At 68.0% G+C, this 23813-nt stretch carries 26 protein-coding genes; 9 read left to right on the plus strand and 17 right to left on the minus strand.

Going from position 1 to position 23813, the window contains the following annotated elements; translation table 11 throughout:
- Positions 1–19 precede the first annotated feature (19 nt).
- On the plus strand, positions 20–271 hold the full coding sequence (locus ACFFGN_RS10930) for an acyl carrier protein (protein ID WP_380046095.1): 252 nt from the start codon (positions 20–22) through the stop codon (positions 269–271).
- A 187-nt stretch (positions 272–458) separates the two neighbouring features.
- Here the strand turns inward: ACFFGN_RS10930 and ACFFGN_RS10935 are convergent, their stop codons facing one another.
- Together ACFFGN_RS10935 and ACFFGN_RS10940 are read right to left on the minus strand one after the other, a co-directional pair.
- The gene (locus tag ACFFGN_RS10935) at positions 459–1535 is read right to left on the minus strand and encodes a cytochrome P450 (RefSeq protein ID WP_380046295.1); all 1077 of its coding nucleotides are present in this window, start codon (positions 1533–1535) and stop codon (positions 459–461) included.
- A 216-nt stretch (positions 1536–1751) separates the two neighbouring features.
- Positions 1752–2123 (minus strand): DUF4158 domain-containing protein, encoded by a 372-nt coding sequence (locus ACFFGN_RS10940; RefSeq protein WP_380046297.1) that lies wholly within the window; start codon positions 2121–2123, stop codon positions 1752–1754.
- A gap of 470 nt (positions 2124–2593) precedes the next feature.
- On the opposite strand from ACFFGN_RS10940, the gene ACFFGN_RS10945 reads away from it, so the two are divergent.
- Entirely contained in the window at positions 2594–3076 is a 483-nt protein-coding gene (locus tag ACFFGN_RS10945) for a hypothetical protein (protein ID WP_380046097.1), read from the plus strand.
- A gap of 228 nt (positions 3077–3304) precedes the next feature.
- On the opposite strand, the gene ACFFGN_RS10950 is transcribed toward ACFFGN_RS10945, so the two are convergent.
- The 4 genes from ACFFGN_RS10950 to ACFFGN_RS10965 all read right to left on the minus strand — a co-directional run bounded on the left by ACFFGN_RS10950 (position 3305) and on the right by ACFFGN_RS10965 (position 7144).
- Positions 3305–4180 (minus strand): cytochrome c biogenesis CcdA family protein, encoded by an 876-nt coding sequence (locus ACFFGN_RS10950; protein ID WP_380046099.1) that lies wholly within the window; start codon positions 4178–4180, stop codon positions 3305–3307.
- Between the two features lie 16 nt (positions 4181–4196).
- Positions 4197–4787 (minus strand): redoxin domain-containing protein, encoded by a 591-nt coding sequence (locus ACFFGN_RS10955; RefSeq protein WP_380046101.1) that lies wholly within the window; start codon positions 4785–4787, stop codon positions 4197–4199.
- A gap of 282 nt (positions 4788–5069) precedes the next feature.
- Entirely contained in the window at positions 5070–6080 is a 1011-nt protein-coding gene (locus ACFFGN_RS10960; protein WP_380046103.1) for a hypothetical protein, read from the minus strand.
- 107 nt (positions 6081–6187) lie between these two features.
- Positions 6188–7144 carry a GNAT family N-acetyltransferase gene (locus ACFFGN_RS10965; protein ID WP_380046105.1) on the minus strand — a complete coding sequence of 319 codons (957 nt, stop codon included), beginning with the start codon at positions 7142–7144 and terminating at the stop codon, positions 6188–6190.
- Between the two features lie 139 nt (positions 7145–7283).
- Between ACFFGN_RS10965 and ACFFGN_RS10970 the strand changes: the two genes are divergently transcribed.
- Positions 7284–7661 (plus strand): hypothetical protein, encoded by a 378-nt coding sequence (locus tag ACFFGN_RS10970; RefSeq protein WP_380046107.1) that lies wholly within the window; start codon positions 7284–7286, stop codon positions 7659–7661.
- 232 nt (positions 7662–7893) lie between these two features.
- Positions 7894–9060, plus strand: a complete 1167-nt coding sequence (locus ACFFGN_RS10975; RefSeq protein ID WP_380046109.1) for a serine hydrolase domain-containing protein — start codon at positions 7894–7896, stop codon at positions 9058–9060.
- Positions 9061–9364: 304 nt separating this feature from the next.
- Here ACFFGN_RS10975 and ACFFGN_RS10980 read toward each other — a convergent pair whose 3' ends face one another.
- Positions 9365–9757, minus strand: coding sequence for a hypothetical protein (locus tag ACFFGN_RS10980; RefSeq protein ID WP_380046111.1), 393 nt, complete (start codon positions 9755–9757; stop codon positions 9365–9367).
- Positions 9758–9914: 157 nt separating this feature from the next.
- Between ACFFGN_RS10980 and ACFFGN_RS10985 the strand changes: the two genes are divergently transcribed.
- Positions 9915–10271: an MmcQ/YjbR family DNA-binding protein gene (locus tag ACFFGN_RS10985; RefSeq protein WP_380046113.1), complete on the plus strand. Its 357-nt coding sequence runs from the start codon at positions 9915–9917 to the stop codon at positions 10269–10271.
- Here ACFFGN_RS10985 and ACFFGN_RS10990 read toward each other — a convergent pair.
- Positions 10268–10858, minus strand: coding sequence for a dihydrofolate reductase family protein (locus tag ACFFGN_RS10990; RefSeq protein WP_380046115.1), 591 nt, complete (start codon positions 10856–10858; stop codon positions 10268–10270). The genes ACFFGN_RS10985 and ACFFGN_RS10990 overlap by 4 nt on opposite strands.
- Before the next feature lie 92 nt (positions 10859–10950).
- On the minus strand, positions 10951–11931 hold the full coding sequence (locus tag ACFFGN_RS10995) for an RNA polymerase subunit sigma-70 (protein ID WP_380046116.1): 981 nt from the start codon (positions 11929–11931) through the stop codon (positions 10951–10953).
- A gap of 53 nt (positions 11932–11984) precedes the next feature.
- Here ACFFGN_RS10995 and ACFFGN_RS11000 point away from each other — a divergent pair, with 53 nt between their 5' ends.
- The 3 genes from ACFFGN_RS11000 to ACFFGN_RS11010 all read left to right on the plus strand — a co-directional run bounded on the left by ACFFGN_RS11000 (position 11985) and on the right by ACFFGN_RS11010 (position 14373).
- Positions 11985–12524, plus strand: coding sequence for a Chromate resistance protein ChrB (locus tag ACFFGN_RS11000; RefSeq protein ID WP_380046118.1), 540 nt, complete (start codon positions 11985–11987; stop codon positions 12522–12524).
- A complete protein-coding gene (locus ACFFGN_RS11005; protein ID WP_380046120.1) occupies positions 12521–13675 on the plus strand; it encodes an MFS transporter in 1155 nt (384 codons plus the stop codon). Before ACFFGN_RS11000 ends, ACFFGN_RS11005 begins: the two co-directional genes overlap by 4 nt.
- Before the next feature lie 68 nt (positions 13676–13743).
- A complete protein-coding gene (locus ACFFGN_RS11010) occupies positions 13744–14373 on the plus strand; it encodes a class I SAM-dependent methyltransferase (protein WP_380046122.1) in 630 nt (209 codons plus the stop codon).
- 29 nt (positions 14374–14402) lie between these two features.
- Here the strand turns inward: ACFFGN_RS11010 and ACFFGN_RS11015 are convergent, their stop codons facing one another.
- The 7 genes from ACFFGN_RS11015 to ACFFGN_RS11045 all read right to left on the minus strand — a co-directional run bounded on the left by ACFFGN_RS11015 (position 14403) and on the right by ACFFGN_RS11045 (position 22163).
- A complete protein-coding gene (locus tag ACFFGN_RS11015) occupies positions 14403–15101 on the minus strand; it encodes an RraA family protein (RefSeq protein ID WP_380046124.1) in 699 nt (232 codons plus the stop codon).
- A gap of 73 nt (positions 15102–15174) precedes the next feature.
- The gene (locus tag ACFFGN_RS11020) at positions 15175–15870 is read right to left on the minus strand and encodes a GAF and ANTAR domain-containing protein (protein ID WP_380046299.1); all 696 of its coding nucleotides are present in this window, start codon (positions 15868–15870) and stop codon (positions 15175–15177) included.
- A 337-nt stretch (positions 15871–16207) separates the two neighbouring features.
- The gene (locus tag ACFFGN_RS11025) at positions 16208–17254 is read right to left on the minus strand and encodes a hypothetical protein (protein WP_380046126.1); all 1047 of its coding nucleotides are present in this window, start codon (positions 17252–17254) and stop codon (positions 16208–16210) included.
- Positions 17251–17775, minus strand: a complete 525-nt coding sequence (locus ACFFGN_RS11030) for a SigE family RNA polymerase sigma factor (RefSeq protein WP_380046128.1) — start codon at positions 17773–17775, stop codon at positions 17251–17253. The genes ACFFGN_RS11025 and ACFFGN_RS11030 overlap by 4 nt, the downstream gene beginning before the upstream one ends.
- A gap of 245 nt (positions 17776–18020) precedes the next feature.
- Positions 18021–18293: a hypothetical protein gene (locus ACFFGN_RS11035; protein ID WP_380046130.1), complete on the minus strand. Its 273-nt coding sequence runs from the start codon at positions 18291–18293 to the stop codon at positions 18021–18023.
- Positions 18294–18350: 57 nt separating this feature from the next.
- Positions 18351–20918 carry a S8 family peptidase gene (locus ACFFGN_RS11040; protein ID WP_380046132.1) on the minus strand — a complete coding sequence of 856 codons (2568 nt, stop codon included), beginning with the start codon at positions 20916–20918 and terminating at the stop codon, positions 18351–18353.
- Positions 20919–20999: 81 nt separating this feature from the next.
- The gene (locus tag ACFFGN_RS11045; RefSeq protein WP_380046134.1) at positions 21000–22163 is read right to left on the minus strand and encodes an MFS transporter; all 1164 of its coding nucleotides are present in this window, start codon (positions 22161–22163) and stop codon (positions 21000–21002) included.
- Between the two features lie 108 nt (positions 22164–22271).
- Here ACFFGN_RS11045 and ACFFGN_RS11050 point away from each other — a divergent pair, with 108 nt between their 5' ends.
- Entirely contained in the window at positions 22272–22841 is a 570-nt protein-coding gene (locus ACFFGN_RS11050) for a CGNR zinc finger domain-containing protein (RefSeq protein ID WP_380046136.1), read from the plus strand.
- A gap of 16 nt (positions 22842–22857) precedes the next feature.
- Here the strand turns inward: ACFFGN_RS11050 and ACFFGN_RS11055 are convergent, their stop codons facing one another.
- Positions 22858–23721 (minus strand): NmrA family NAD(P)-binding protein, encoded by an 864-nt coding sequence (locus ACFFGN_RS11055; protein WP_380046138.1) that lies wholly within the window; start codon positions 23719–23721, stop codon positions 22858–22860.
- Between the last annotated feature and the right edge of the window lie 92 nt (positions 23722–23813).

The following is a 23813-nucleotide window of genomic DNA, read 5'->3' on the forward strand; positions in this document are numbered from 1 at the left end:
AATCGCCTCTGGAGGACGCATGACATCGATCGACCGGAACATGGTGATCGCCTGGCTCACTGAGCGGGTCGCCTTCTACGTCGAGCGGGACCCAGCCGAGATCGAGCCCGACAAGAACCTGATGACGTACGGCATCGACTCCATCTACGCCTTGGGGATCGCCGGCGACGTCGAGGAAAAATTCGGCACACCGGTGGACGCCACACTCGTGTGGGACAACCCTACGATCGACGCGATCGCGACGGCACTGACCGCAGCCCCCACAAAGTAGCCGACCGCCGCGACCCGCTCGCCCTAGTGTCCTGAGTCGGGAGTTCGTGCTTCAGCTCCGGTGTCCAGGTGCGTGCATCGCAAGGCGGAGAAGCGGTCGCGATGCTCTAGCATCGTGGCCGTTTCTCCAACGCCGCGAGGTGCGTGCCTGGGCGCCGGAGATGTGCACGAACTCCCGACTCAGGACACTATCCTGTCGTGCAGATCGGCAACGAGCTGAATCCCTTCAGGGTCAAGCTGTTGCGACGTTGGCCAGGACCGGCCGCAGCCAGTGACGGAAAGCGGCGGACAAGCGCGGGCAGCGCGATCTGTGCTTCCATGCGAGCAAGCGGCGCGCCGAGGCAGTAGTGGAGGCCGCCGCCGAACGACAGCGGTGAGTTGTCCGGGCGGTCCAGTTGCAGCCGGTCCGGGTCAGCGAACCGCTCGGGGTCACGGTTGCCCGCACCGAGATAGGCGAGCACCCGTTCGCCTTTCTCGACAGCGATCCCAGCGATTTCGACCCGTTCAGTCGTCACTCGACTACTGATCTGGACCGGACTGTCGAATCGGAGCAGTTCCTCGACGGCTGCCCCGGCGATTTCGGGGCGGTCGGCGAGAAGCTTCAACTGGTCGGGGTGCGCGAGGAGCGCGGCCAAGCCGTTGGACAGCAAGTTCGTGGTGGTCTCGAAGCCCGCGGCGAACAGGAAGGCCGCATTGCTCAGAACTTCCTCGTCGGTCAGCCGGTCATCGGCCGCCTGCGCCTGGACCAGCGCACTGATCAGGTCGTCCGCAGGCCTCCGGCGGCGCTCCTCGACGAGCCCGGCGAGATAGTCTCGGATGGTGGCGGCGGCCGGATCTGCTCGGCTCACCACCTCAGGGGAGATCACCTCGAGCACTTGCGCCCAGTCGCTCACCAGCGACTGGAACTGGCCGCGATCCTGCACCGGTATTCCGAGTAGCTCACCGATGACGTTGACCGGCAACGGGAACGCGAAGGCGTCGACGAAGTCGACCTCGCCGCTCAACTGGTCGAGCAGGCCGTCGACCATTTGCTCGATCGCCGGCCGCAGCCCCTGCACCCGTCGTGCGGTGAACGCGGAACCCACGAGCCGGCGCAGCCGGGTGTGGTCAGGTGGGTTGAGGGTGATCATGCTGGTGAAGAGATGCAGCAAAGCCGGATGCTCACGCCAGTCCGGGAATCCGACGAAGGCCAGCAGGTTGTCTGGTGGCATATGTGCGAACCGCTCGTCGCGGACCACACGCGCGCAGTCCGCGTAGCCGGTCACGGCCAATGCGCCATCCTGGGCTCGCACGATCGGCGAAATCTGCCTCAGCCGCGCATACCGCGGGTACGGGTCCTTCCGACCCTCCATCGCCGTCAGCTCTCCCAGCAGAAACAAGGCTTCTGGACTCTGTGCTACCTCTGGCATCGCTCCAGCATAGATCGAAATCCGGCTCGACCTGAGCCACGATCCGCCAGCCACACCTCAGTCGGGCCGAACTCATCCAGCCACCTCCGATGCTCGACATGATCCTTCAGCTTGTGCACGGTCGCTGCTCCCGCCACCATCCGCGTCAGGGCCACTCATCCGCGCCGCGATCGAAGCGAACACCACCGCGTTGACCTCCGCCCGGATCTCAGCGGTCATCTCGTCCAGCGTGGAGTAGCCGGGCAGCTCCAGCCGGGCCCGGACCAGTTCCTCCAACGCGACGTTGATCAGGTCAGCCGGATTGTCCTTCGTCGCCGTCGCTGCCCGGATCGCTGCTTCGGCCACCGACCGGGCCTGTTCAGGCTCAGCGACGATTCCCAGCCGGATCCGGATCAGGCCCTTGTGATGGCGCAGCGTGCGATCGGAATCATGGCCCGGTTCCAGCTCGGGCGCCTACTGCCGGTTTCCGGCGTACTCCGGTCGGCCCCTAGATGCCCCGACCCGGGCAGGGCTCGATTGCCCGGTGGCGGCGTGCTGGCAGCAGATCCATCCGGTGCCGTACGACGTTGCCGACTCTTGGCCGGTCGTGGACCACTCGGTCTGCAGCTCGTCGCGAAGCCGCAGCGGCGACCTTGCCGTTCAGAACGGCGCCGCAGCCCGCGCAGGCCAGCCGCTGCGGACCGGCCTGATCGGCTGCCGCAGGGGGAGTGACCACAGCGACCGCGAGGTCGGTCGTGGTCGTGGGTGATGACGTTCACGGCGGCCAGAATGCGATGGACTGTCGCGCGGCTGGCCCCGCGCGCGGTACGGGCGCAGTACGGGCAGAGAGATGTCAGCGACGACGCCTACCGTTCGGGACGCATTCAGCGGGCGGGCACAAGCCTGCTCGGGGGACATCTCCATGGAGGATATCGGTGAAGGCAAGCATTCTGAGGGCAGCGGTAGGCCTCGTAGCGGTGCTGGGCGGATTGCTGGTCGCAAGTCCTGCGCAAGCAGCGGACGGACCGGACTCCGTTCGCGTGCGCTACCCGAGTTGGACCTCCGTTAGTGGTGGGCTCGCCACCGCGAATCTCGACTTCGTCGGGCAGAAGACCGTCGTCTTTCGCAACTTCAAGGTGCGCGACATCTGTCCTGGTGACGGCCGTCCGGTGCGTGCCTACATGACGATGTGGGGGACCAACGGAGTCCGCAGGACTTGGGCCGCCCCGAAAGCGGACACCAACGGCTGCGGCGGCGACGGCACGAACTTCGGGACTCTCACCCTCAGGACCACCTTGACCGTGGCGCGAGCAGGCCTGACGGTGTGCGTCTACACAAACTCGGCCGGCAACCTGCGCTGTGTGTACAGCGGCGGCCGAGACAACCCGTACGTCAGCGCGCCGGGAACGGGCCGTTAAGCGGCCCGCTGTCTGAATAATCTGACAATCCGTTGTCACGCCCGGCGGTTGTCGGCGCGCCGCGCGGCCCCGGACCGGCATGGTCTCGCCGGTCACGCGGTAGCGCGCGGGTGGAGCTGGCCGCCGGCTGGCCTCGGCCGGCTTCTTGACCGGCCTACGGGAGCTTCCGACGGCACGAGTAAATCCTCGGTCCAACGATCTCTGCGGATGGCGAGGTGCTGGTACCGCTCAGGTTGAGCTGGGCGTATTCCGGCCGGTGCGGCTGCGGGATCGGCTGGCACGGCGGACGCCGATCATCGTGATGAGCAACAGGGCGAAGATCGCGGCAACCGCGGCAGTTCCGAGCTGACCGAGACCGTCGGCGAGCCGGCTCTGCACCTGACCGGCCGCGTCGATGACCGGATCGGTGGTTGCGGTACCGCGGAACACCCGGATCTCATACCACCCGTAGTACGCGACATATGCGCCCGCGATCAGGACGAGTCCACCCCCGAGCCGGGACGCGATACCGCCGAAGCGGCGGATCCGGCCGATGGTGCCGGTCCGGGCCAGCGCGACCGCCAGCGCGGCCGCGCCCACAAGCAGGCCCATGCCGGCGGCGTACGCGGCGAACAGCGCGATTCCGGTCACCGTTGAGTCCGTGCGGAAAGCTGAAACCACGATCGCGAGGAACGGCCCGATGGTGCAGCCGAGTGACGCGATCGCGTAGGCGCCGCCGAACAGAGTCATCGACAAGGCCGACCGGGTGACGGCCGGGCCACGACGCAACTTCGGCACCAGCACGGGCAGCTCCCGGCCAGCCAGTAACCAGCCGCCCGCGACGCCCAGCAGCAATCCCAACCCGATGGTGAACCAGGGCAGGTGCTGTTGGACCTGCCCGGCGACCGGCGCGATGGCCAGCCCGAAGAGACCGAAGACCGTCGCAAAGCCGGCCGTCATTGCCGCCGTCGCTGCCAGCGCGCGTCCGACGGCCTTCCTCGGCGACGGTGAATCGTCGCCGACCACCAGCAGCGACAAGTACGCCGGCAACATGGCGAAGCCGCACGGGTTGACCGCGGCCAGCATGCCCGCGGCCAGGGCCAGCGCGATCGGAATCTCACTCATCCCGGGTGCCGGACCATCAGCCGACGAGCTCGGCGACCTTGTCGGACAGGCCGGCGCCCGCCGGAAGGTTGCCAGTGAAAACCTTGTTGCCACTGGCATCCAGCACCACATAGACGCTCTGCTCGGTGATCTCGAACCGCTTCCACACGGCGCCGATCTCGTCCGACAGGTGCGGGAAGCCGTCAACCTTCTGGTCGGTGACGAAGGCGCGCATCGCGTCGGCCTTGTCCAGCCCGGCGACCCCGACGACATTGACCCTGCCCTGATAGTCGCTGGCGACCTTCGCCGTCGCCGCGGCCTGGCCCCGGCATCTCGTGCACCACGGCGCCCAGAACCACAACACGGCCGGCCTCCCGGCCAGCGTGGCGCCGTCGAAGGCCTTACCGTCCAGCGTGGTGCCGGTGAACTGCAAGGTCTGCGGTACGGCGACGGGCGCCGAGGTCGACCCGGCGGTGGTCGAGGGAACCGGTTTCGTGACCGTAGGAGAGGGCGCGCTGGAGGGCTTGCCGGATACCGGACCAGCACCCGGCGCGGAGTCCGTCCCACCGCAACCGGACAGCGCGAACAAGGCAACGGTCAGGGCGGCGGCGGATCGTCGTACGAGCATCACAACTCCAAGACCACAGGGACTGATGCTGCCAACCTAGATCGGCAGTCCACCGAAACAGGAGCCCTTGCCTCCTTACGGCTCGATGACCCTTGCAAGGGAACGCCTGGCGCGCTTTGTCGAGCACGGTCGCTTCGTCGGCTGCCGTAGGCCAGGTGGGTGGTGGAGCAGCCCGCAGTCGCTGCCGCCCCAGCTGCTGCTACCGCAGTCTCGGCTACCGGGGTGGAAGGGTGTCGGCCCGGGCTGATCCCGGACGTTGCCGGGCAGACGGCCCGGTGGCGGCTACTGGACGTCGATGATCTTGAGGTAGCGGTAGACGGACTTCACGTCGGCGTACGGCGAGATGTAGGCGACGCGTACGTCGACGTCGACGGAGGCGGTCCAGTTGGCGTAGTAATAGCCGGAGTCGCTGGTCCGTTCGGTGGTCACGACGGTGGTGTACGGCGCGCTCGGGTTCGACCGGGGCCGGGTCTGCACGAGCACCTTCTGCCAGTAGAAGCCGGTGGTCTGGCCGGTCGTACGCAGGACCTTCAGCGTGCCGTAGGTCGACATCTTCGATCCGGGCCGGACCACGCCGCCCGCCGTCGGGCCGACGATACCGGTGATGCTGGTCGGACGCGGCGCGAGTTTCAGGGCGACGTCCGCTGCCCCGTTCTCGATCAACGGGTTACTGGACTCGACGTGCACGAAGACCCGGCTGCGCGGGATCTTGACCGTGGCCACGATCTTGCCGACGCCGTCGGTACGGGAGGTGCCAATGATCAGGTCGGCGTCGCGGAAGACGACCTTCTTGTTGGCCAAGGCAACCAGGGAGCCGTTGGCGTTGTAGTGCTTGGCCCAGCCGACGATGGTGGCGGACTGTCCCGGCAGGATCGGATCCGAGGTGTGGGTCGCCTTCGCGATGCTGGCGCGCCGGACGACGAAGTTCTTCGGCGTCGGCAGTTTCCTGGTCTGGGCGCCGAGGTGCTGGTGGGTGACCTGCCAGGTGCCGGCGCCCGACAGCGGAACCAAGAAGCTGCCGTAGGTACCGATCCAGCCCGGTTGATGGTCGAACGTCGGCAGCGCCACCTTCTGGCGCGCAGTGCCATTGGCCTTCTGAACGGTAACGGCGGCGCCTTCACAGGTATCGCCGAGGATCGCGAACCCGACCTTGGCAGGCTTGTCGGTCAAGTCGCCGACGCTCACCCCCACACCGTTGTCCAGGCACGGGTCGGCCGCCGCGGAGGCGGTGGGGACAAAAACAGAACCGGCGGCCAGGACGACGCCGGTGAACAGGGACAGAGTTCGCTTCATGCCAAGCTAGACGCCGCTACCGCCCAAAAGGTTACATCGACCTAGAGGTTGTGGCGGGTTAGGCGGACGCGGCGCGCTGACGCCCCCATCCCGCGGCTGACGGCACTTCAGCCGGTCGTGACCGTGCGGTGGTAGACGTCGGCGACCTGGATCGGGCGCATGCCTACCGATTCGTAGAGGCCGAGCGCGGGCGTTGGGTTGTTGGTGTCGACGTGCAACATGGTCCCTTCGCGACCGGCGGCCGAGCTCGCCGCGAACGCCTGCCGCAGCAGGAATTTGGCAAGCCCACGACCGCGGTACTCCGGCCGCACGCCCAGCCGGCCGACGTACCCGCAGTTGTCCGTCTCGACGAAGGAGTCGTCGGTATCGCAGGCCGCGACGACCTGACCGTCCAGCGCAACCAGCAGCAGCTGAGGCCAGTCGAACGTAGGCCGGCGGTCGTGCGCCTCCACCCACTGGTCGTACGGCCGAAGCGCGCTGCCGGTCTGGCCGTCGAACGCCGCCACCATCACGTCGTACGCCGCCCGGCGGGCCACCTCATCCACGGGCCCGTGGGCCAACTCGCAACCGGGTGGCGGTGCCGGAGCCCCGATCGGCGACGGGTGGTCGACCCGCATCCGGTGGTACGACGTGTGCACCGTGAATCCGTTGGCCTCGAGCTGTACGCGGGACGCCGCGTCATCGCGATGGGCGATGGCCTCGAGCGTGACCTCGGCGTACCCCTGCTCGCTGGCCAGCTGCCTGGCCCGCGCCGTGGCGGTGCGGTACAGCCAGCCGGATACCGGGCCGTCCGGCAGGTCGACCTCCACGGTGATCATCGGGTTGGCCGTCCGCTGCATCACCCGGGCATAGCCGACGAGTCGGCCGTCCGCGTCGAATACGAGCCAGCCGTCGCGCTCCGCGTCGTACGCCGGATCGGTGAGGCCCTCGGCGATGTCGTTCAGCGAGGTGTTCGGGTAGCCGAGGATCGCCGTGTTGTACGCCGCGACGGCCGCATAGATCGCGGGGGCGTCGGCCGTCGTCGGGAGGCGGACCGTACAGCCGGCCGGCAGGGACTCGCTCATCCGGACATGATCGATGACCGGCGGGTCAGCGGGATCCCGGCCGGATGCGGTTGACCGACTTTGATCGATATCGGGCCGGGCGTTCGGCGGCGATGCCATCGTCCCTTCTGGGCAGCACACAGATGAAGGGGATGCACTGATGCAGAAGAAGACAGGGTTCCGGCTCTCGGCCATCACGGCGGTCGCGCTGGGCACATTGCCACTGCTGGCCGGTACGGCGCTGGCGGATGCCACCGTGAGTACGGTCAACGGCATCGGCAAGTACGAGAGCGCCGCCAACCGGTTGATCGCTCACGACACCGGTTGTGACACCTATGCGGTGTACGTCGAGTGGCACTGGCTCGGGGTCTCCGACACCGCCAAGAAGCTTTGGGATCACAACTGCGACAGCACGGACCCCGCGGTCAAGGTCATCTTGTCGCCTCCTTCCAACGCCACCGGCATCTCGATCAAGGTGTGCCGCTGGGTCAAGGATGGCGCGGACGTTTGCAGCAACACCGCCCACTCCGCCAAGTAGCACGCAGCCGTCGCGCCGCCACCCGAGCCCTCGGGCTGGCGGCGCGACGCCGTACTGAGGTCAGCCGGCTGACCCCGAGGTCGCTGATGGCAGACCCGAGGGGCGACGTACCCCCACGTCGTACCGCCTGGAGGAGATGAGGGATTTGCCCTCATGCGGGTAGGGGTGGCCGGCCGCGATGGTTGTGACAAGACACCGGAGCAGCCGGTGCCGGACCAGGGGGAATACGAAAATGTTCATCAAGCGCAGTATCGCGATGGTCGCCGCCGCGGCCGCTTTGTGCACCGCCATCGGGGCCACCGCCACCACGGCCTCCGCCGATGTCATCGTCGGCGAGAACATCGACACCGCCGCCATGGCCACGTCGATCGAGGTGGCGCTGGGCCGCGGCAACACCGTCGGCTTCGCTTATGCCATCGCCGAGGCCGGGCAGTACGCCACCTCCGGCAACGGCGGCAAGGCCCGCACCGGACCCGACGGCAGCGTCAACTTCACGCCGAACACGCGGATCGAGATCGCCAGCGCCACCAAGAACTTCACCGCCGTGGCGATCCAGAAGCTGATCGAGAAGACCCCTGGTCTGACCGTGAACTCACCGATCAAGCCGTACCTGCCGCTGACCTTCCAGCAGAAGGCCACGTCGGCCTGGGACGGGATGACCTTCAAGCACCTGCTGACCCACACCTCCGGCCTCGAGCAGCTCGAACAGGCCATGAGCGACGCGGACAAGGCGAAGTACAACAAGAGCTATGCGGGCATCGAGTTCGCCATGACGCTCAAGCCCGTGGCTGGATCCCCCGGCTGGTACACGAACATGAACTACGCCATCCTGCGGCTGATCATCCCGAGGTTGTGGCGCGACGCCGAGCCGGCCCGCAAGGTCGACGTGGTCTCGCCGACCAACTCCGGTTTCTGGTCCCTCGCCTACATGAACGAGCGGTTGCTCGCCCCGGCGGGCATCCCGGCCACGAGCTGCTTCCCGGCTAACGACGCCACCGCGGCCAAGGTCTACAACGTGAACAACCCCGCGGCCGGCGGCCACCTGTACAAGCTCGTCGGTACGGACTTCGAGCAGTGCGCCGGACACCGCGGGCTGCACCTGTCGGCCATGGACCTGGTTCGCTGGCAAGCCCATCTGGCCCACGGCACGATCGTCTCGAACACCGTGCGGTCGCAGATGGACAGCCAGAAGCTCGGCTGGCGCGGCGGCTCCAACAGCGGCTCGAACGTCGGCATCTACTGGCACGATGGCAAGCTCGACTACAACGGCACCCAGCTGAACACCTGCCACGCGAAGTTCCCGAACGGCATCGAGGCCAGTGTCATCTTCAACAGCCAGAACCTCGGCGGCGTCGGCCCCTGCACCGTGCTGATCAACGCCTACAACGCCGGGAAGTAACCGGCTGCACCGTACGAACGGCGGCCGCACTCGATCGAGTGCGGCCGCCGCCGTATGCCGCCTGGTCAAGACAAAAAGTGGGTCCGTCCCGTGCGGTACGGGGGTCACGGCACGGGACGGACCGGCGGCGGAACACTGGGGGGAGAAATCGCTCCGCCGCATCTGAAAGATCGCATATCGGCAAGGGGCCGTCAGCAACGATTGCAGCTACCTGCAGCCCATTGCCGGTTACTGCAAGGATCAAACGTTCGTATAGGTGAGCGTGGCAATGCCGTGAGCTTGGGTTCGGTGCGCGCGGTAGACGTCAGACCCGTGACAGGTGCAACGTGACGGGCTCGTCGCTGCCCAGCCACACCATCTCGCCGTAGAACGAATCGCTCCGGCGGATCCGTAGTCCGGGTACGCCCTCGATCTCACCCTCGTAGTCCTTGGCGGCGAGCTGAGCCAGTACGACGGCCAGCTCGGGCCCACCGCTCCACTCCAGCCGGGCCGCGTGCGAATGGGTCTGCCACATGTCGACCCATTCGGCCGGGTCCTCGCTGAACAACGAGGTACGCAGGATCTCCGCCACCTGGCCGAGCAGCAAGGCCGCTGGGGTGGCAGAGACCTGGAGGCTTCTTCTTTCGTTGTCGGACAGTTCCTGGCTCTGCAGGATCTCCGGGACAACACTGGCCAGACTCAAGTCGGTACGCTCCACTCGTCACGGTCGCGCCTTCGTTATGACTGACGCGAAAACAGAATCGTGCAGCGGGCTTGGCCGCCCGGAGTGGCCGACACGCCGGACAGCGGAACACCACCGATACCAGGCTCATCCCCGTCGAGCGGGTGGGCCGGTCAGCGGGCATCATAGGCGCGTGCTTGACGCAGATGACGTACGCCGGATCGCCCTCTCCTTACCCGGCACCAGCGAGAAGGAGCGGTGGAACCATCCGACGTTCGACGTGAACGGGCGGATGTTCGTCACGGTGCCGGATGACCAACTGTCGTTCGCCGTTCGCTGCCCACGGCAGGAGCGGGTTGAACTGATCGCCGCCGAGCCGGAGAAGTTCTGGGTCCCGCAGCACGAGGCGGCTTCGGCGTGGGTTCGAGTGCGGCTAGCGGCGTTGGAAGGCCTCGACGAGTTGTACGACATCGTCGTCGATTCCTGGAAACAAGCCGCGCCTCCGGACCTGGCGGAACAACCACTACCGCCAGGTCCCGGTAAGAGTTAGCGCGGCTGGGCGTCGTACCGGGCCACGAAGTTGTCCGAGCCTTCAAAGGTACGAACGCCAAGCAGACTCATCCGTGCGGTCTCGCCGGCGTTGAAGGCGGGTGTGCCGCCGCCAAGCGCCACTGGGCCGTACATCAGGTACAGCTCGTCGACCAGGCCTTCAGCCAGTAAGGCGCTCCAAAGCGTCTGGCTGCCGAACATGACGATGTCGCCGCCCTCACCGGCCTTGAGCTCGGCGATCCGCCGGAACGCGTTGGCCACCGGTACGACCTCCGTGGTGTCGGCCCAGGCACTGCCGACTTCAGCCGCGTTCAGCGTGTCGGAGATGACTACCTTCTCGATCGTGTTGTTGATCCGGGAAATCTCGCGTTCGACCTCCGGCGCGTTCTGGTCATCGGCGACACCGGGCCAGTACGAAGCGAAGCCCTGGTACGTCGTACGGCCGAGCAGCAGCGTGGACGCGGCTCGCAACCGTTCGAGGTTGTGCGCGTCGAAGGCCGGGTCCATCGGCAGGGCCATCACGTTTTTGCCGGGGCCCTCGAAGTAGCCGTCCAGCGAGACGATGACGGTGACGATCAGTTTGCGCATTTCGGGTGCTCCTCTCGGTGAGGTGCGTTCGTTCGCACGCTCTTACCGGGATAGAGACAGCGACCCGTCCGGATTCATCGGTGCGGGCGAAATCAGTCGGCGAGTTCCTTCGGCAGACCGGACGGCGCCAGCGCGGCGGGATCGAGAAATGCCGCCAGCCAGCTGATCCGCCCGTCGCGGATGCTGACCACCAGGACGCTGCTCAGGCTGAATCGTCCGGCCGGATCGCGCATGTAGCAGGCGAACGCGGGCTGGCCGTTGGCCTCGATCGGGCGAAGCCGCCAGGGTTCGGCGAACACGCGCTCGGTCATGAACGCACGGACGCCCGCGTGCCCCTCGAACCAGGCCGGCAGTGGCGGCATCGTGAACTTGGCGTCTTCGGTCAGCAACTCCAGCAGCGCGTCGACGTCCGCCTGGTGCCACGCGGTGACGAGCGCCTCCACCAGCTCGCGCTGGGCCGTCGCACCGAGGGCTGCCGCCTCCGCTTGTTGCGATACCGGCGGCACCCGCTCGTCGACGGCTTTGCGGGCGCGCTGCAAGGCCGAGTTCACCGAGGCCGGGGTGGTGTCGAGCAGTTCGGCGACCTCGGCCGCGGAGTACTCCAGAACCTCGCGCAGGATGAGCACCGCGCGCTGCGTCGCGGGCAGGTGTTGCAGGGCGGCGACGAACGCCAGCTCGACCGACTCCCGGTGCGCGAGCGGATCCGATCCGCTGTCCAGCCAGGGCTCCACCCAGACCGGGCCGGTCACGATCTCGCCGAGGTCGGCCGTCTGCGTGTACGCCGGGCCGTGGTCGGGCGACAGCAGGCGTGGCCCACGCTTCGAGCTCAGCCGGATACAGGCATTGGTGCTGATCCGGTAGAGCCAGGTCCGCAACGAGCTCCGGCCTTCGAACCGGTCGAACGCGCGCCAGGCGTTGAGCAGCGACTCCTGTACGGCGTCCTCCGCGTCCTGGACCGAGCCGAGCATTCGGTAGCAGTGCGCCAGCAGGTCCCGCCGGTGCGCGGCCACGAGCTGCTCGAACGCAGTCTCGTCGCCGCTGCGTGCCGCCGTCAGCAGGTCGGTCTCGCTCATGGCGCGACCCTAGCCGTTCAGCGGTTGATGTAGCGAGTGTTACATTTCGCGATGTGACTACGCGTTGGGTCGTACTGCTGGTTCGGCTGCCCGCTGGACCGTCTCGGCACCGGGTGGCGGTGTGGCGCGAGCTTCGCCGGATCGGGGCGCTCTCGCTGGGACAAGGCGCCTGGGCCGTTCCGGACGTGCCGGTGTTCGCTGACGGCCTCGCGCGAGCCGTCGAACTGGCGATGCGGGCCGAGGGCGAGGTGGTGACCTTGGACGCGGCGGGCCGGACCGAGACCGACTCCCGGCGTCTTGAGGACTTGTTCGCCGAAGCCCGTCGGGAGGACTGGCGCGAGTTCCTGGCCGACTGCGGCAAGTTCGAGGCGGAGTTGGCCAAGGAGATCCGGCAGGCCAAGTTCACGCTTGCCGAGTTGGAAGAAGAAGAGCAGTCCCTGGAACGACTGCGGCGGTGGCATCGCGACTTGACCGCCCGAGACGTCTTTGGCACGCCCGAAGCGGTGGAGGCGTCCCGACGCCTAGGTGAATGTGCAGCCGCCTGCGAGGACTACGCCGAGCGCGTGATCGCTGCACTCCATGGCACGCCATGAGTTCGAACAGGCGGCAGATGTGGCCGTTGTACGCCGCAGGCTTCACGACGGCCTTCGGCGCCCACGGGATCGCCGCAAGCCTTGGAGCCTCTGGTGATGCCGTCACCTCCCTGCTCGCCCTTGGCGTACTACTCGCGCTGTACGACGGTGCTGAGGTCGTGCTCAAGCCCTTGTTCGGGAGTCTCGCTGACCGCGTTGGCGCTCGTCCCGTACTGCTAGGCGGGCTTGTCGCGTTCGCGGCGGCATCGGCGCTCTACGCGTTGGCAGACAGCCCGGGCTGGTTGTGGGCCGCACGGCTCGGGCAAGGCGCTGCAGCCTCTGCCTTCTCCCCTGCGGCCTCGGCCCTGGTGGCGCGGCTCAACCCGGCTGCCAAGCATGGAAGGGCCTTTGGGAGCTACGGGTTCTACAAGAGCATCGGATACACCCTTGGGCCGTTGGTGGGTGGCGTACTTATGTGGGTTGGCGGCCTACGACTGTTGTTCACCGTGATGGCTGTACTTGGGATGGCTGTGGCGCTCTGGGCCGCCTTGGCGGTCCCAGCCGTCGCACCACTTCCGAGGACGCGACAGACGGTTGTCGACCTGGCACGGCGTCTGGCTGAGCCGTCGTTCTGGCAGCCGACCGCGGCTCTTGCCGGTGCCACCGCGGCGCTGTCGGTTGGCGTCGGGTTCCTCCCGGTTTCGGGCGCCTCGGCCGGACTCGGCGCTATCGCGACCGGCGCGGCCGTCTCGGTCCTGGCCGCCACCGCTGCCTTCGTTCAGCCCCAGGCAGGTCGCGCCCTCGACAGCGGGCGGCTCGGTACCCGGATGGGCCTGACGATGGGTCTTCTCCTCACGGCTGCCGGGCTGGCCTTCGCGATCGTGCCGGGCCTGCCCGGAGTACTCGGCGCGGCCTTGCTGATCGGAACCGGCACGGGGCTCATCACGCCATTGGGCTTCGCCGCCCTCGCCACCTCGGCTCCGGCCGAACGGCTCGGGCAGACGATGGGATCAGCCGAGGTCGGGCGCGAACTCGGAGATGCCGGCGGTCCGTTGCTGGTCGCGGCCGTGGCCACGGCGACCACCCTCGTCGCTGGCTTCGCCACGCTCGCGTTGCTGCTGGCGTTGTTCCCGATCGCCTTGTTCGCCGTACGACGCGGGGTGCGCGCCTAGGGCCTGGGGTCGCGCGCCTTGGGCCTTGGGCCGGAAATTGTCGGCGGGGTCTTCTAGGGTCCTCGGGCATGACGGACTTCCTGGCACGAACCCGCGAGTCGTACGACCTGATGGCGGCGAGCTACGCCGAGCAATTCGACAGCGAGCTGAAGGGGCTGGCGGTGGACCGGGCGTTGCTCGCCGCCTTCGCCGAACTGGTACCAGCCGGGCCGGTCTTGGAGGTCGGCTCCGGCCCAGGGCATACGACGGCGCATCTGCATGAGCTCGGGCTCGACGTGTCCGGGATCGACCTATCGCCGCGCATGGTCGAGATCGCCCGGACGTCCCATCCACAGCTGCGGTTCGAGATCGGCTCGATGACGGCCATCGACGTACCGGACGCCTCGTTGGCAGGGCTCGTTTCGTGGTACGGCCTGATGCATATTCCACCGGCGGAGCTGCCCGGGGTGTTCGCGGAATTCCGCCGGGTGGTGAAACCGGGCGGCCAGATCGCGATCGCCGTGGTCGCCGGCGACGAACTGGTCCGCCGTACCGAGGCCTTCGGCCAGGAGGTGGAACTCGACTACCACCTGCGCGAGGTGGACACCCTCGCCGCGGCACTCAACGAGGCCGGGCTGGACGCGCACACCCGAGTGAGCCGGGATCCGGCCGGAGAGCAGAACTACCCACGAGCCTACGCACTCGTCAACCGCCCCTAACGGTTGGCCGTCGATGGTGCGGTGGCGGCTTATTCCTCGATGGCGCCGCCGACTGAGCGGAGGTGCTCGCGGAAGGTGAGCGCCGGGTCGTCCTTGCGCCGGGCTAGGTAGGTGCCGAAGTCGACTTGCGCGCGCAGGGATTCGCCGGCGCGGATCCGTTCGGCCTGGCGGCGCTCGGTATCGCGAATGCCCTCCGCGAGGTCGAACAGCTCCGTCGCGTGGTCCGCCGGGATGAAGAGCACGCCGTCGTCGTCGGCCAGCACGAGATCAGCCGGGCCGACCGTCCACTCGCCCACCTGGGCCGACTCGACGGCCTGGTCCGGGCGGGCGTCGAGTCGCAGCGGGCCGGTCGGCAGTGCGCCCAGGCTGAAGACCGGTAGGCCGATCGCGAGGATGTCGGCGGTATCGCGATGCAACCCCCAGATCACGACACCGGCCAATCCGGCGGCCTGCGCCTCGAGCACCGCCAGGTCGCCAACGCAGGCCTCGTCGGTGCGGCCGCCGTTGTCGACGACGAGCACTCCGCCGGGTTGAGCCAGTTCGAAGGCCTCGAGAAAGATGTCCACGCTGCCGACATGACGAGCTGGTACAACCGGCCCGACGACCCGTCCCCCGGGTACCACCGGACTGAGCTGGAACGGCCCGCACCGCACCGGCACCTGGGCCCGAATGCAGGCATCAGCCAGATGCGCGGTGGTCAAAGTGGCAAAACGCTCGGCAAGGTCCATGCCCGTATTCTCCCCGCCACACCCTCCCCAGGCAGCGCGTATCAGCTGGCGAGGCGCCTGGGGCCGGACGGGGTCAGGTGGGGAGATTGCGGGTGTCTATGACGCGTTGGGCTACGTCGCGGAGTTTGGTGTTGGTGTCTTGGGAGTAGCGCTTGAGGATGGCGAAGGCGCGGTCGCCGTCGACGTCGAACTTGACCATCAGGATGCCCATCGCCTGGCCGACCAGTTTGCGGGCGTCGACGGCCTTGGCCATGGTTTCCTCGTGCCGGGCGGCGGCGACGGCGATGGAGGCGTGCCGGGCGAGGATGTGGGCGATGGCCAGATCATCGTCGCTGAAGGCGTTCGGCTCGCTGCTGTACAGGCTCATCACGCCCACGGTCTGCTCGCCGATCGCCAGCGGCATGTGCAGCACGCTGCCGATCCCGATGGTGGCCAGCTTGGCCGACCACTGCGGCCAGCGGGTTTCCTCGTTGATGTCGCGTACGCCGATGATGATCTGCTCGGTCAGCGCGGTCAGCAGCGGACCTTCGCCGGTGTCGATCTGCAGCTGGTAGACCGCTTCGATCACCGGATCCGTGACGGCGCCGATCTCGGCCCGGCCACCTCGGGCGGCGAGCGCGACACCCGCGTAGCCACAGTTCACGGCCTGCAGCGCGAACTGCAGTACCGCCTCCACGGTCTCCTCGACCGTGGGCGCGTCATGCAACTCGACCGCCAACTCCGCGAAGGTATGCGCCGCGAAGGGCTCGTCGGGGTCGAACTCGGCCATCACCCGGCTCCAGACATGCGTCAGCCACTGGCCACCCGCGCCGCTGGAGTGGTGCAGGAATTTGTACCACGGCCCCACCCACCGCGCCGCAGTTACCCCGATCTGTCCACCCATCCCCACGCCACACCGGCTCGCCGCGATTGGGCCGATGCCCGCGCCGCCGGGCAGCCGGTGGGCCGTGGCGGAGGCGGTACGTCGTCCGGCACTAGCGACGATTCGTCAGGATTTGCCCGCATGCACTTTTGCGGACATCTGACCCGCCACTCCAGCGGGGCAAGTCCAGACCAATCGACGCAGGGCTCAGGTGGTTAGCGCGAGCCGGGTCGGCGGGAGGGGGCTAGCCGGTGCCGCGAAGGTCTAGGGGCCAGCCGCGGACTGGACCGAGGTTGCGGCCGGTGGCGTCGTACGCGGACACCTTCACCGCCACGTGCTCGAAGGGCTCGTTGTTCCGGCCGATCGTGTAGACGAACCAGCCGTCGCGCACCGGCACCTCGTACGTGGCGGTGTTCGTCTGGACGTGCAGTTTCGCCACGTTCCGCGGCACGCGTCCGGCCTCGGGCAACAAGATGCGGCAGTCGTCGGGCTTCCGCGCGCACAGCTGAATGGCCCGGTCGAAGATCATCTGGCTGGACTTGCTCAACGGTGACAGCTCCGACAGGCCCTTCGGCGCGGGCCTGACCGGTTCGATACCCGACTTGTCCCAGAGCTGGCTCCGCGCCTTCGGTGCGGTCAGGAAGCACTTGACCACGTATTTGCCCGAGGGCGACAGCGCGATCAGGCCGCTCGCCAGGCCTGGCTCCACACTGATGCTCTGCACGGTCCAGCTGCTCAGGTCATGCCAGAAGCGGGTCGAGCAACGCCGCAGGATCTCGCCCTGCTCGGTCGGCGGGTCCGGCTCGGCGAAGGCGTCGAGATCCGCCGCGCTCGGCGCGGTATCGCCCGGAATCGCACAGTCGAACATGCCCTGCTCGTCCTGGCTCACCATCATGATCACGGCACCCGGCTGGACCGGGCGGGTATCCACGCCGACCTTCGCGAGGACCTCACCCTTGACCGGGCGGCCAAGGGTCGTACTCCACTGCAGCTCGCAGCGGCGCATGGCCTCCGCCCCAGTCACCTTGGCGAGCGCTTCGTCCCCGCGGCCCACGCCAGGCATGGGCGTACCGCTGAAGGTGACGGGTGGCTCCGGCTCGTTGATCGCCTTGACCGTCATGGGCGCGGCGAGGATCAGGCTGACCGCGATCGCGACGGCCGTACCCGCGCCCCAGCGCCGCCGGCGCCGGATCCGGTCGGCGCGCTCGATCAGCGGGCCGACATCGATCCGCGGATAGGTCCGTCGATCGGCCGCGCCGCGCAGCATCGTCTTCAGGTCGTCGTCACTCATTGGCCTTCTCCCTTCCTGGCCACAGCAGCCGACCGCGTTCCGGCCAGCGTTTGGCGGAGGGACTCGATGCCACGAGCGGTTTGACTCTTCACCGTGCCGGCGGAACAACCGAGGATCGCGGCGGTCTCCTCGACCGAAAGATCCTCGTAGTACCGCAACACCACGCAGGCACGCCGTCGTGGCGGCAACGTCGCCAGCGCGGTGAGCACCTCGTCGCGTTCGACGTACGCCGAGAGTCCGTCCGGGTCACTGGATCGCTCGGGCAACTCCGCCGTGACGCGCTCCCGCCGCCAGGGCCGTCGTGAGGCGTCGATGGCCGCGTTCACCACGGCCCGGCGGGCGTAGCCGAGCACGTTGCCGTTCCGGTTCAGCCGGGACCAGGCCAGATACACCTTGGTCAGGCCGTCCTGCACGGCATCGTCGGCGTAGTGCTCATCCGCGCACACCAGGTACGCCGTTCGCTGCAACGAAGCCGAGGCCTGAGCCACGAACTGAGCGAATTCCACCTGTTTGTCGCGCATGCTGTCGCCTCCTCCGCCCCCTGTACGAGCGGAGGACCCCAACAGGTTGCCCCGCAGCCGGTATTACCCCGGCCCGGCGTGAGTCGACGTGATTCGGCGCGCCCGTACGACCCGGCCAACTCCCGCAGCAACCACAATGAAGCCTTATGGGAGCGACCGAAGCACCTTTGCAGGTTGTTGCAGCCATGGAGCTCGCTGACCGCACGGGCTTCACCACCTCGTGCCTGCCCGAGCATGGGCGCCTGTTACAGGTACTGGCAGGTGGCGCGCGCACAGTTATCGGTGAGACCGGCACAGGTTGTGGTGTCGGCCTGGCCTGGCTGATCAGCGGCCGCAGGCCCGGCGTACGAGTCGTGAGCGTCGAACGCGACCCCGAGCGGGCCGATCTGGTCCGCGAGTTGTTCGCCGCCGAGCCCGACGTGGAGATCGTGACCGGCGAGTGGTCCGAGATCACCCGGCGAGGGCCGTTCGATCGACCACGCCCGGCTGCACTGGTTCAACCATCCGGCCCTGCTCACCACCGAACTCCGGCTCACGCCGACCGCCGCGACGTTTGTTGGAACGCGCCAGCCCGGCTAGTGGTGGAGGGGCGGCACGATTTGGACTTCGATGGCGCTGGCGGCTTCGCGACGGGTCAACTGGACCAGGTACGGGCCGGGTTCGAGGCCGTCGGTGTCCAGGAGCAGGCGGTCGCCGAGCACGCGGGCCTCGCGGATCACCTCGCCGGTACGGTCGATGAGCTCGATCCGGAGGTCTTCGCCGGGATCGGTGAAGGCCAGCGCGGGTCCTTCGCCCAGGTCTTCGCCCAGTTCGTGCAGGTAGTGCGTGACCACGTCGGCGACGCGCAGTGGTGGCGGATCACCCCACCACTTCGGCATCACCTGCACCTCTTCCCAGGGGCCGGGAATGATCCGGGCGTCGGCCTCCATCCGGGTGGAGATCCGGTAGCGGGTGACCTGACCACCACTCACGCGCAGGTAGCACGTCGAACTCGGCGGCGGGTACAACTTCGCGTTCCGAATGCTGCTCCGGCTTTCGATCACGTTGCGCGCTTCGTCGTACAGCGTCACGTCGAGGGGCTGGTCGGCGTCGAACACCGCGACCGCCGGGCGGCTGAAGACGCTTCGATCCGGCACGTCCAGCAGGAAGTAGTCGGGATTCACCGAGCCTTTGACACCACCACCGATGTACGGCGAGACGAACAGGTCGCGGTGCAAGGTCGCCTCGTACGTGCCCGGACCCCAACTGCGCAGGAAGAACTGGCTCCACTTGTTCGTCACGAACATCATCCGCGCCGCCGAGTCGAACGAGTCGTTGGCCTCGAACTGGTCCCGCGTCAACGCGGCCGGTCGCTGTGTCACCCGCAGGCTGTACGCCGTGACGCCGCCGCCGGTGATCCGGATCAGGTAGTCCCCCGGTGGTAGCAACCCGGTCAACGTGGTCCGGCCGGCAGTACTCGAGGCGGTCAGATCGGTCACGCCACGGGCATCCGGGTCCACCGCCTCGATGAGAACCCCCAGCGTGCTGAGGCGCTCGTACCACTCGACGACGACGCCGACCGTGGCGAACCGGTCCACGCGGAACTTCCAGTAGTCCGTATCCCCCGCCTTCGACCGGGTGGTGAACGGGCCGAGTCCCGGCTGCAACGCGCCACCCGGGCCAGTCGGAATGAGCTGCCGGGCCAGCGCCGGGGTGTTGTTCGGCTCACTGTCGTCGGGAATCGCCGCGCCGACGGCCGCGAACAGCGCCGCGAACGCGTCCAGGCCCTTGCTCACCCGGCCGGTTCCCTGCCAGCCGGTCTCCACCAGGATGCGCCGGATGTCGTGGGCATCCAGATCCGGATTGGCGCTGCGCATCATCGCCGCGACACCGGCCACGATCGGTGCGGCGAACGACGTGCCGTTCTTGGTCGAGCCGAGCGGGGCGGCTCCGTCCGGCGCGACCGGGATCGCCGTACCCGGTGCCCACAGGTTGACCGACGAACCGTAGTTCGAGAAGCCGGCGGCGTTGTCCGCGGCGTCGAGCGCGCCCACGGTCAGTACGCCCGGGGTTCTGGTGGCAGGCCGGATGTTCAGATCATCCGGAAGGTCCAGGGTGCTGTTGCCGGCGGCCGCGATCATCACGACGCCGTTGTCCGCCGCGAACTGGAACGTCTTGTCCCAGCTACTGGTCGGGAAGAACAGCTCGGTCTGTCCCCAGGTGCCAATGCTCATGTTGAGTACGTCGAGACCCCAGGCCGCGCACATCCGGACACAGCGCAGGATCTGGTCCACCGAGATGTCGGTGCGGAACAACATCGGCGAGGCCACGGACCCGCCGCTGCCCGCTGCACCGGCCGCGTTGTTGAGCAGGCCCGCGCCGGCGCTGGCCACCGCGTTGCCGTGCCAGCCGTTGTTCGGCGAGATCCCGCCCGCCGGCGTTCCCTCCGCGAGCAGGTTGAGCTGCATCACCCCGGCGCCGAGGTCGGACTCGGTCTGCCCAGCGGCAAGGTTCGGCGCCCCCGTGGCGTCGAGCCAGAAGCCGTTGTCCAGCACGGCCAGTACGACGAACGGGTTGCTCCGCATGCGCTGGATCGAGTCCATCAGCTGCCAGGCCTCGACCATCCGGGTCCGCCCGGCGAACGCGGCCCAGGCGAACGGGTTCGCCCCGGCACCCGGTATCGCGCTCTCCGTTGCCGTGGACAACGGCATCGCGAGTGGTTCGCCGAACAGGTTCAGCCCGATCGGCCTGCCCTCGAAGGCGAATCGCGCCGTCAGGGCCGCGACGGCCGCGCCTTGTTCGGAGGTCGCGAACACCTCATCGGCGGTGTCACCGACCGCCCGCTGCAACAGGTCGTCCTGCCCGTCGACCGAAGGCACATCGCGAAACCTCAGCCGTACGGCGATCGGCGCCTCGCGCACGTCTTCCCGGACCCGAAGGCCCTCCGGTGGCTCGGGCAAGGCCCGGTCGTCGATCACCTCCGCGCCGTACCGGCCGGTCAGTTCTTCGATCAGGTCCCGGTCGTCCTCGTCGACGATCACCTCGTCCGCGACGTATGCGGTGGCGCTCAGATCCGCCGGCCCGATTGCCGCCACCGATCGCCCTGCCGTCCGGCTGCGCCATTCGGCGTAGTGGGCGAGCAAACCACCCTCGTCAATACGCACTTGTCCCGTCATGCCATCCCCCAAACGCTTGCGGCTTCGTCTCCCACCCAGCACGAAGCACCCCCACGGCGAGTGTGCTCCTCAGCCGCCGAGCTCGGAAGGCCTCAGGGTCAACGGGTTCAGGCGAAGACGGAGTGCCGGTTGGAGGCCGGCTAGACCGAAGGCGACCAGGGCGCAGAGCGTCCAGAGGGTAGTGGGGCCTGCGGCGGCTAGGAGCTGGGTACCGAGGACCGGGGCGACGGTAGTGGCGATCCCCCAGCTGAGGCCGTACGTCGCCATGTACCGACCGCGGGACTTGTCCGGCGCCAGGGCGGCCACGATTGTGTAGGTGCGGCTGAACAGTAGGAGATCGCCCAGGCTCCAGATGACGGTACAGGCGAGGAATCCCGGCAAGGTGGTCGCAAAGCCGTTACCGAGAAGGCCGATCCCTAGCAGCAGATAGCCGATCGCCATCGCTTGGAAGTCGTCGAGATCCCGCACGCGGGCCGCGCGTTGCAGAGGCTGTGCAGCGATCAGGGTCAGCGCAGAGACCGCCAGGACGATCCCGACCGCTGAAGCAGGTAGGTCGCGGTCGAGCAGTGTGAGCGGTAGGCCGACCATCAGCTGCATGTAGAGCGTTGCGAACGCCGTACCCGCCGCCAGCATCAACAGCAACCTCCTGTCCCGCCAACCGCTCCCACCACGGGAACCGTCCTGACGCAGGCTCGTACTTGCACGCGGTAGCGCCACGGCAATGAGCAAAGCGCAAGCCAGGCAGGTGACCGCGTCTGCCACGAACAGCCAGCGGAGGCTTCCGTGGCTGAGCGCCGCCGCGAGGATTCCAGCCAGTACGGCGCCCGCGGCTACTGCCGCACCGAGCAGTCCGTACGCGGCAGGACGGGCCGCCGGTTCGGTGACGTCGGCGATGACCGCCTGGCTGGGTGGCTCGTAGATCTCGAACACCAGGCCGAGCAGGACCACCGCCACCACGGCCGACCAGAGACTTCCGGCGAGGGCGATCCAGAGTTGAGCGACAGCACAACCCACCAGGCCCACCACGATCGTGCGTTTGGGGCCGAGCCGGTCGGCCAGGTGGCCGCCGAGCAGCCTCGACGGGATGGTCGCCAGACCGAACAGCGTGACGACGAACCCGGCCTCGGCCAGGCTCGCACCGAGCTCGACGGTCAGCACGATGCCCAGGAACGGCAACGTGAAGGCGCCGAGGCGGTTCACTGCCCGCGCGATCACCAGCACCCAGACCGGCACCGGTAATCCACGCCAGAGCCGCGGCACTCTCCCACCCCCGTGACTATCGAAACAGCTATGGTTGGTCACAACGCCTCGACCTTACGAAGCTTGGGAGTGACTGGTCAAGTGAACTTCGATAGTCACGTGTTGATCCTGCTGACCACCTCGGTGCAGCTGGTCAACCGGCTCACGCCCGGGCACGCCGGAGGTACGGCGTTGATCGCGCCGATGGGTGATGACCGGGTCGAGGCGGTTGCGGAGGCGTTATCGGCGGATGGCCGACCACGTCCTCAGGTCACGGCAGCGGACGCGGATCGGTTGGCGGACGTGGCCGGCCGGATGCGAGTGGTTTTCGAGGCGGCTCACGCGGGTGATACCGATCGGGCCGCGACGGAGGTCAACGCCCTGCTGCGAGCCACCGACGCCCGGCCTCAGCTCGACCAGACCGACGGGTGGAACCTGCACTTCCACGGACCGGACGACAGTCTCGCCAACGGGTGGGCGGCCGGTTGCGCGGCCGGGCTGGCGATCGCGCTCGGCAGCGATCTCGCCGGGCGGCTCGGTGTCTGCGCCGCGCCGAACTGCGACCGGGTCTTCGTCGACACCTCCAAGAACAGCAAGCGCCGCTTCTGCTCGTCCCAATGCCAAAGCCGCGTCAAAGCCGCCACCCACCGAGCCCGCCAGGCCGGCGCCTAGCCGCGGTCGAGGCGACTCAGAGCGCCGGTAGAAGGTGGGATTGGGCCCAGGCGGCGAGGGTCGTGGGGGTGGTGGTCAGGAAGTCGCGAGGGTTCTCGGGGGTGAAGTCGCGGAGGCCGGCGGACATACCGACGATGCCCTCCACCTGCGCCTCGGTCATGCCGAACGAGCGAAGAGTGTCGCGCTGCTGGTCGTCGGTGATCCGCTCGGCCGCCACTTTCCGGCCGAGCACCTGCGTCAGGATCTCGGCCACCCGGGCAAAGCTGAGGTCTTCGGACCCGTGCACCGCCTGGACGTGCCGGCCGACCCAGTTCGTCGCCAGCAGCCGGACCGCCGCGATCTCGGCGATGTCCCGCGGATCGACCCACGACATGACCGCGTCGAGCGGCATCGTCGTACGCAGCACGCCTTCGCGCACGGACTCCAGGTCGAGCAGCAGATTCGTGAAGAAGTAGCCGCATCGCAAGTGCAGTACGGCGGCGCCGGTCGCGTCGAGCAGTTCCTCGGTCCGGCCCAGGCCGTCGATCTCGCCCGCGCCCTTGCGCTTCTCCGCGCCGACGCTGCTGAGGAAAACCGTTCGCCCGATCTGATTCGAGAGCACTGCTCTCGCGGCGCTGAACCCCATCCGGGCGTAACCCTCTACCGGGTCGTCGTCACCCGTCGGCGGATCGACCCAGAACAACGCCTCGGCGCCCTTCGTCGCGCCCACCACGAAGTCGACGTCGCCCTGATCGCCGACCTCGACATCGACGTACGGCAGCAGTCCGGGGTCCAGCCGGGCCGGATCCCGGACCAGCACGGTCGGGCGCTCTCCAGCCTGGACCAGCAGCCGCGTTACCCGCGACCCGACCCGGCCTGTCGGTGTGGTGACCACGATCATCGCGACGTCCTCCTTGACTCAAGCACCGATAGCCCTCGGACCCGGGCTGTAAGCGGTCCGGTACCCAGGCCGTCACGATAGGCACCACCTAT

Origin of the sequence: Kribbella deserti (genome assembly GCF_042434725.1) — a bacterium.
In the GTDB taxonomy this organism is placed as follows: domain Bacteria; phylum Actinomycetota; class Actinomycetes; order Propionibacteriales; family Kribbellaceae; genus Kribbella; species Kribbella deserti.

Excerpts from the sequence above, each read along its gene's own strand:
- ACFFGN_RS10930 (WP_380046095.1), top strand. The coding sequence starts at position 20 with ATGACATCGATCGACCGGAACATGGTGATCGCCTGGCTCACTGAGCGG.
- ACFFGN_RS10950 (WP_380046099.1), bottom strand. The coding sequence starts at position 4,180 with ATGAGTGAGATTCCGATCGCGCTGGCCCTGGCCGCGGGCATGCTGGCC.
- ACFFGN_RS10955 (WP_380046101.1), bottom strand. The coding sequence starts at position 4,787 with ATGCTCGTACGACGATCCGCCGCCGCCCTGACCGTTGCCTTGTTCGCG.
- ACFFGN_RS10960 (WP_380046103.1), bottom strand. The coding sequence starts at position 6,080 with ATGAAGCGAACTCTGTCCCTGTTCACCGGCGTCGTCCTGGCCGCCGGT.
- ACFFGN_RS10965 (WP_380046105.1), bottom strand. The coding sequence starts at position 7,144 with ATGAGCGAGTCCCTGCCGGCCGGCTGTACGGTCCGCCTCCCGACGACG.
- ACFFGN_RS10970 (WP_380046107.1), top strand. The coding sequence starts at position 7,284 with ATGCAGAAGAAGACAGGGTTCCGGCTCTCGGCCATCACGGCGGTCGCG.
- ACFFGN_RS10975 (WP_380046109.1), top strand. The coding sequence starts at position 7,894 with ATGTTCATCAAGCGCAGTATCGCGATGGTCGCCGCCGCGGCCGCTTTG.
- ACFFGN_RS10990 (WP_380046115.1), bottom strand. The coding sequence starts at position 10,858 with ATGCGCAAACTGATCGTCACCGTCATCGTCTCGCTGGACGGCTACTTC.
- ACFFGN_RS10995 (WP_380046116.1), bottom strand. The coding sequence starts at position 11,931 with ATGAGCGAGACCGACCTGCTGACGGCGGCACGCAGCGGCGACGAGACT.
- ACFFGN_RS11005 (WP_380046120.1), top strand. The coding sequence starts at position 12,521 with ATGAGTTCGAACAGGCGGCAGATGTGGCCGTTGTACGCCGCAGGCTTC.
- ACFFGN_RS11010 (WP_380046122.1), top strand. The coding sequence starts at position 13,744 with ATGACGGACTTCCTGGCACGAACCCGCGAGTCGTACGACCTGATGGCG.
- ACFFGN_RS11015 (WP_380046124.1), bottom strand. The coding sequence starts at position 15,101 with ATGGACCTTGCCGAGCGTTTTGCCACTTTGACCACCGCGCATCTGGCT.
- ACFFGN_RS11020 (WP_380046299.1), bottom strand. The coding sequence starts at position 15,870 with ATGGCCGAGTTCGACCCCGACGAGCCCTTCGCGGCGCATACCTTCGCG.
- ACFFGN_RS11025 (WP_380046126.1), bottom strand. The coding sequence starts at position 17,254 with ATGAGTGACGACGACCTGAAGACGATGCTGCGCGGCGCGGCCGATCGA.
- ACFFGN_RS11030 (WP_380046128.1), bottom strand. The coding sequence starts at position 17,775 with ATGCGCGACAAACAGGTGGAATTCGCTCAGTTCGTGGCTCAGGCCTCG.
- ACFFGN_RS11055 (WP_380046138.1), bottom strand. The coding sequence starts at position 23,721 with ATGATCGTGGTCACCACACCGACAGGCCGGGTCGGGTCGCGGGTAACG.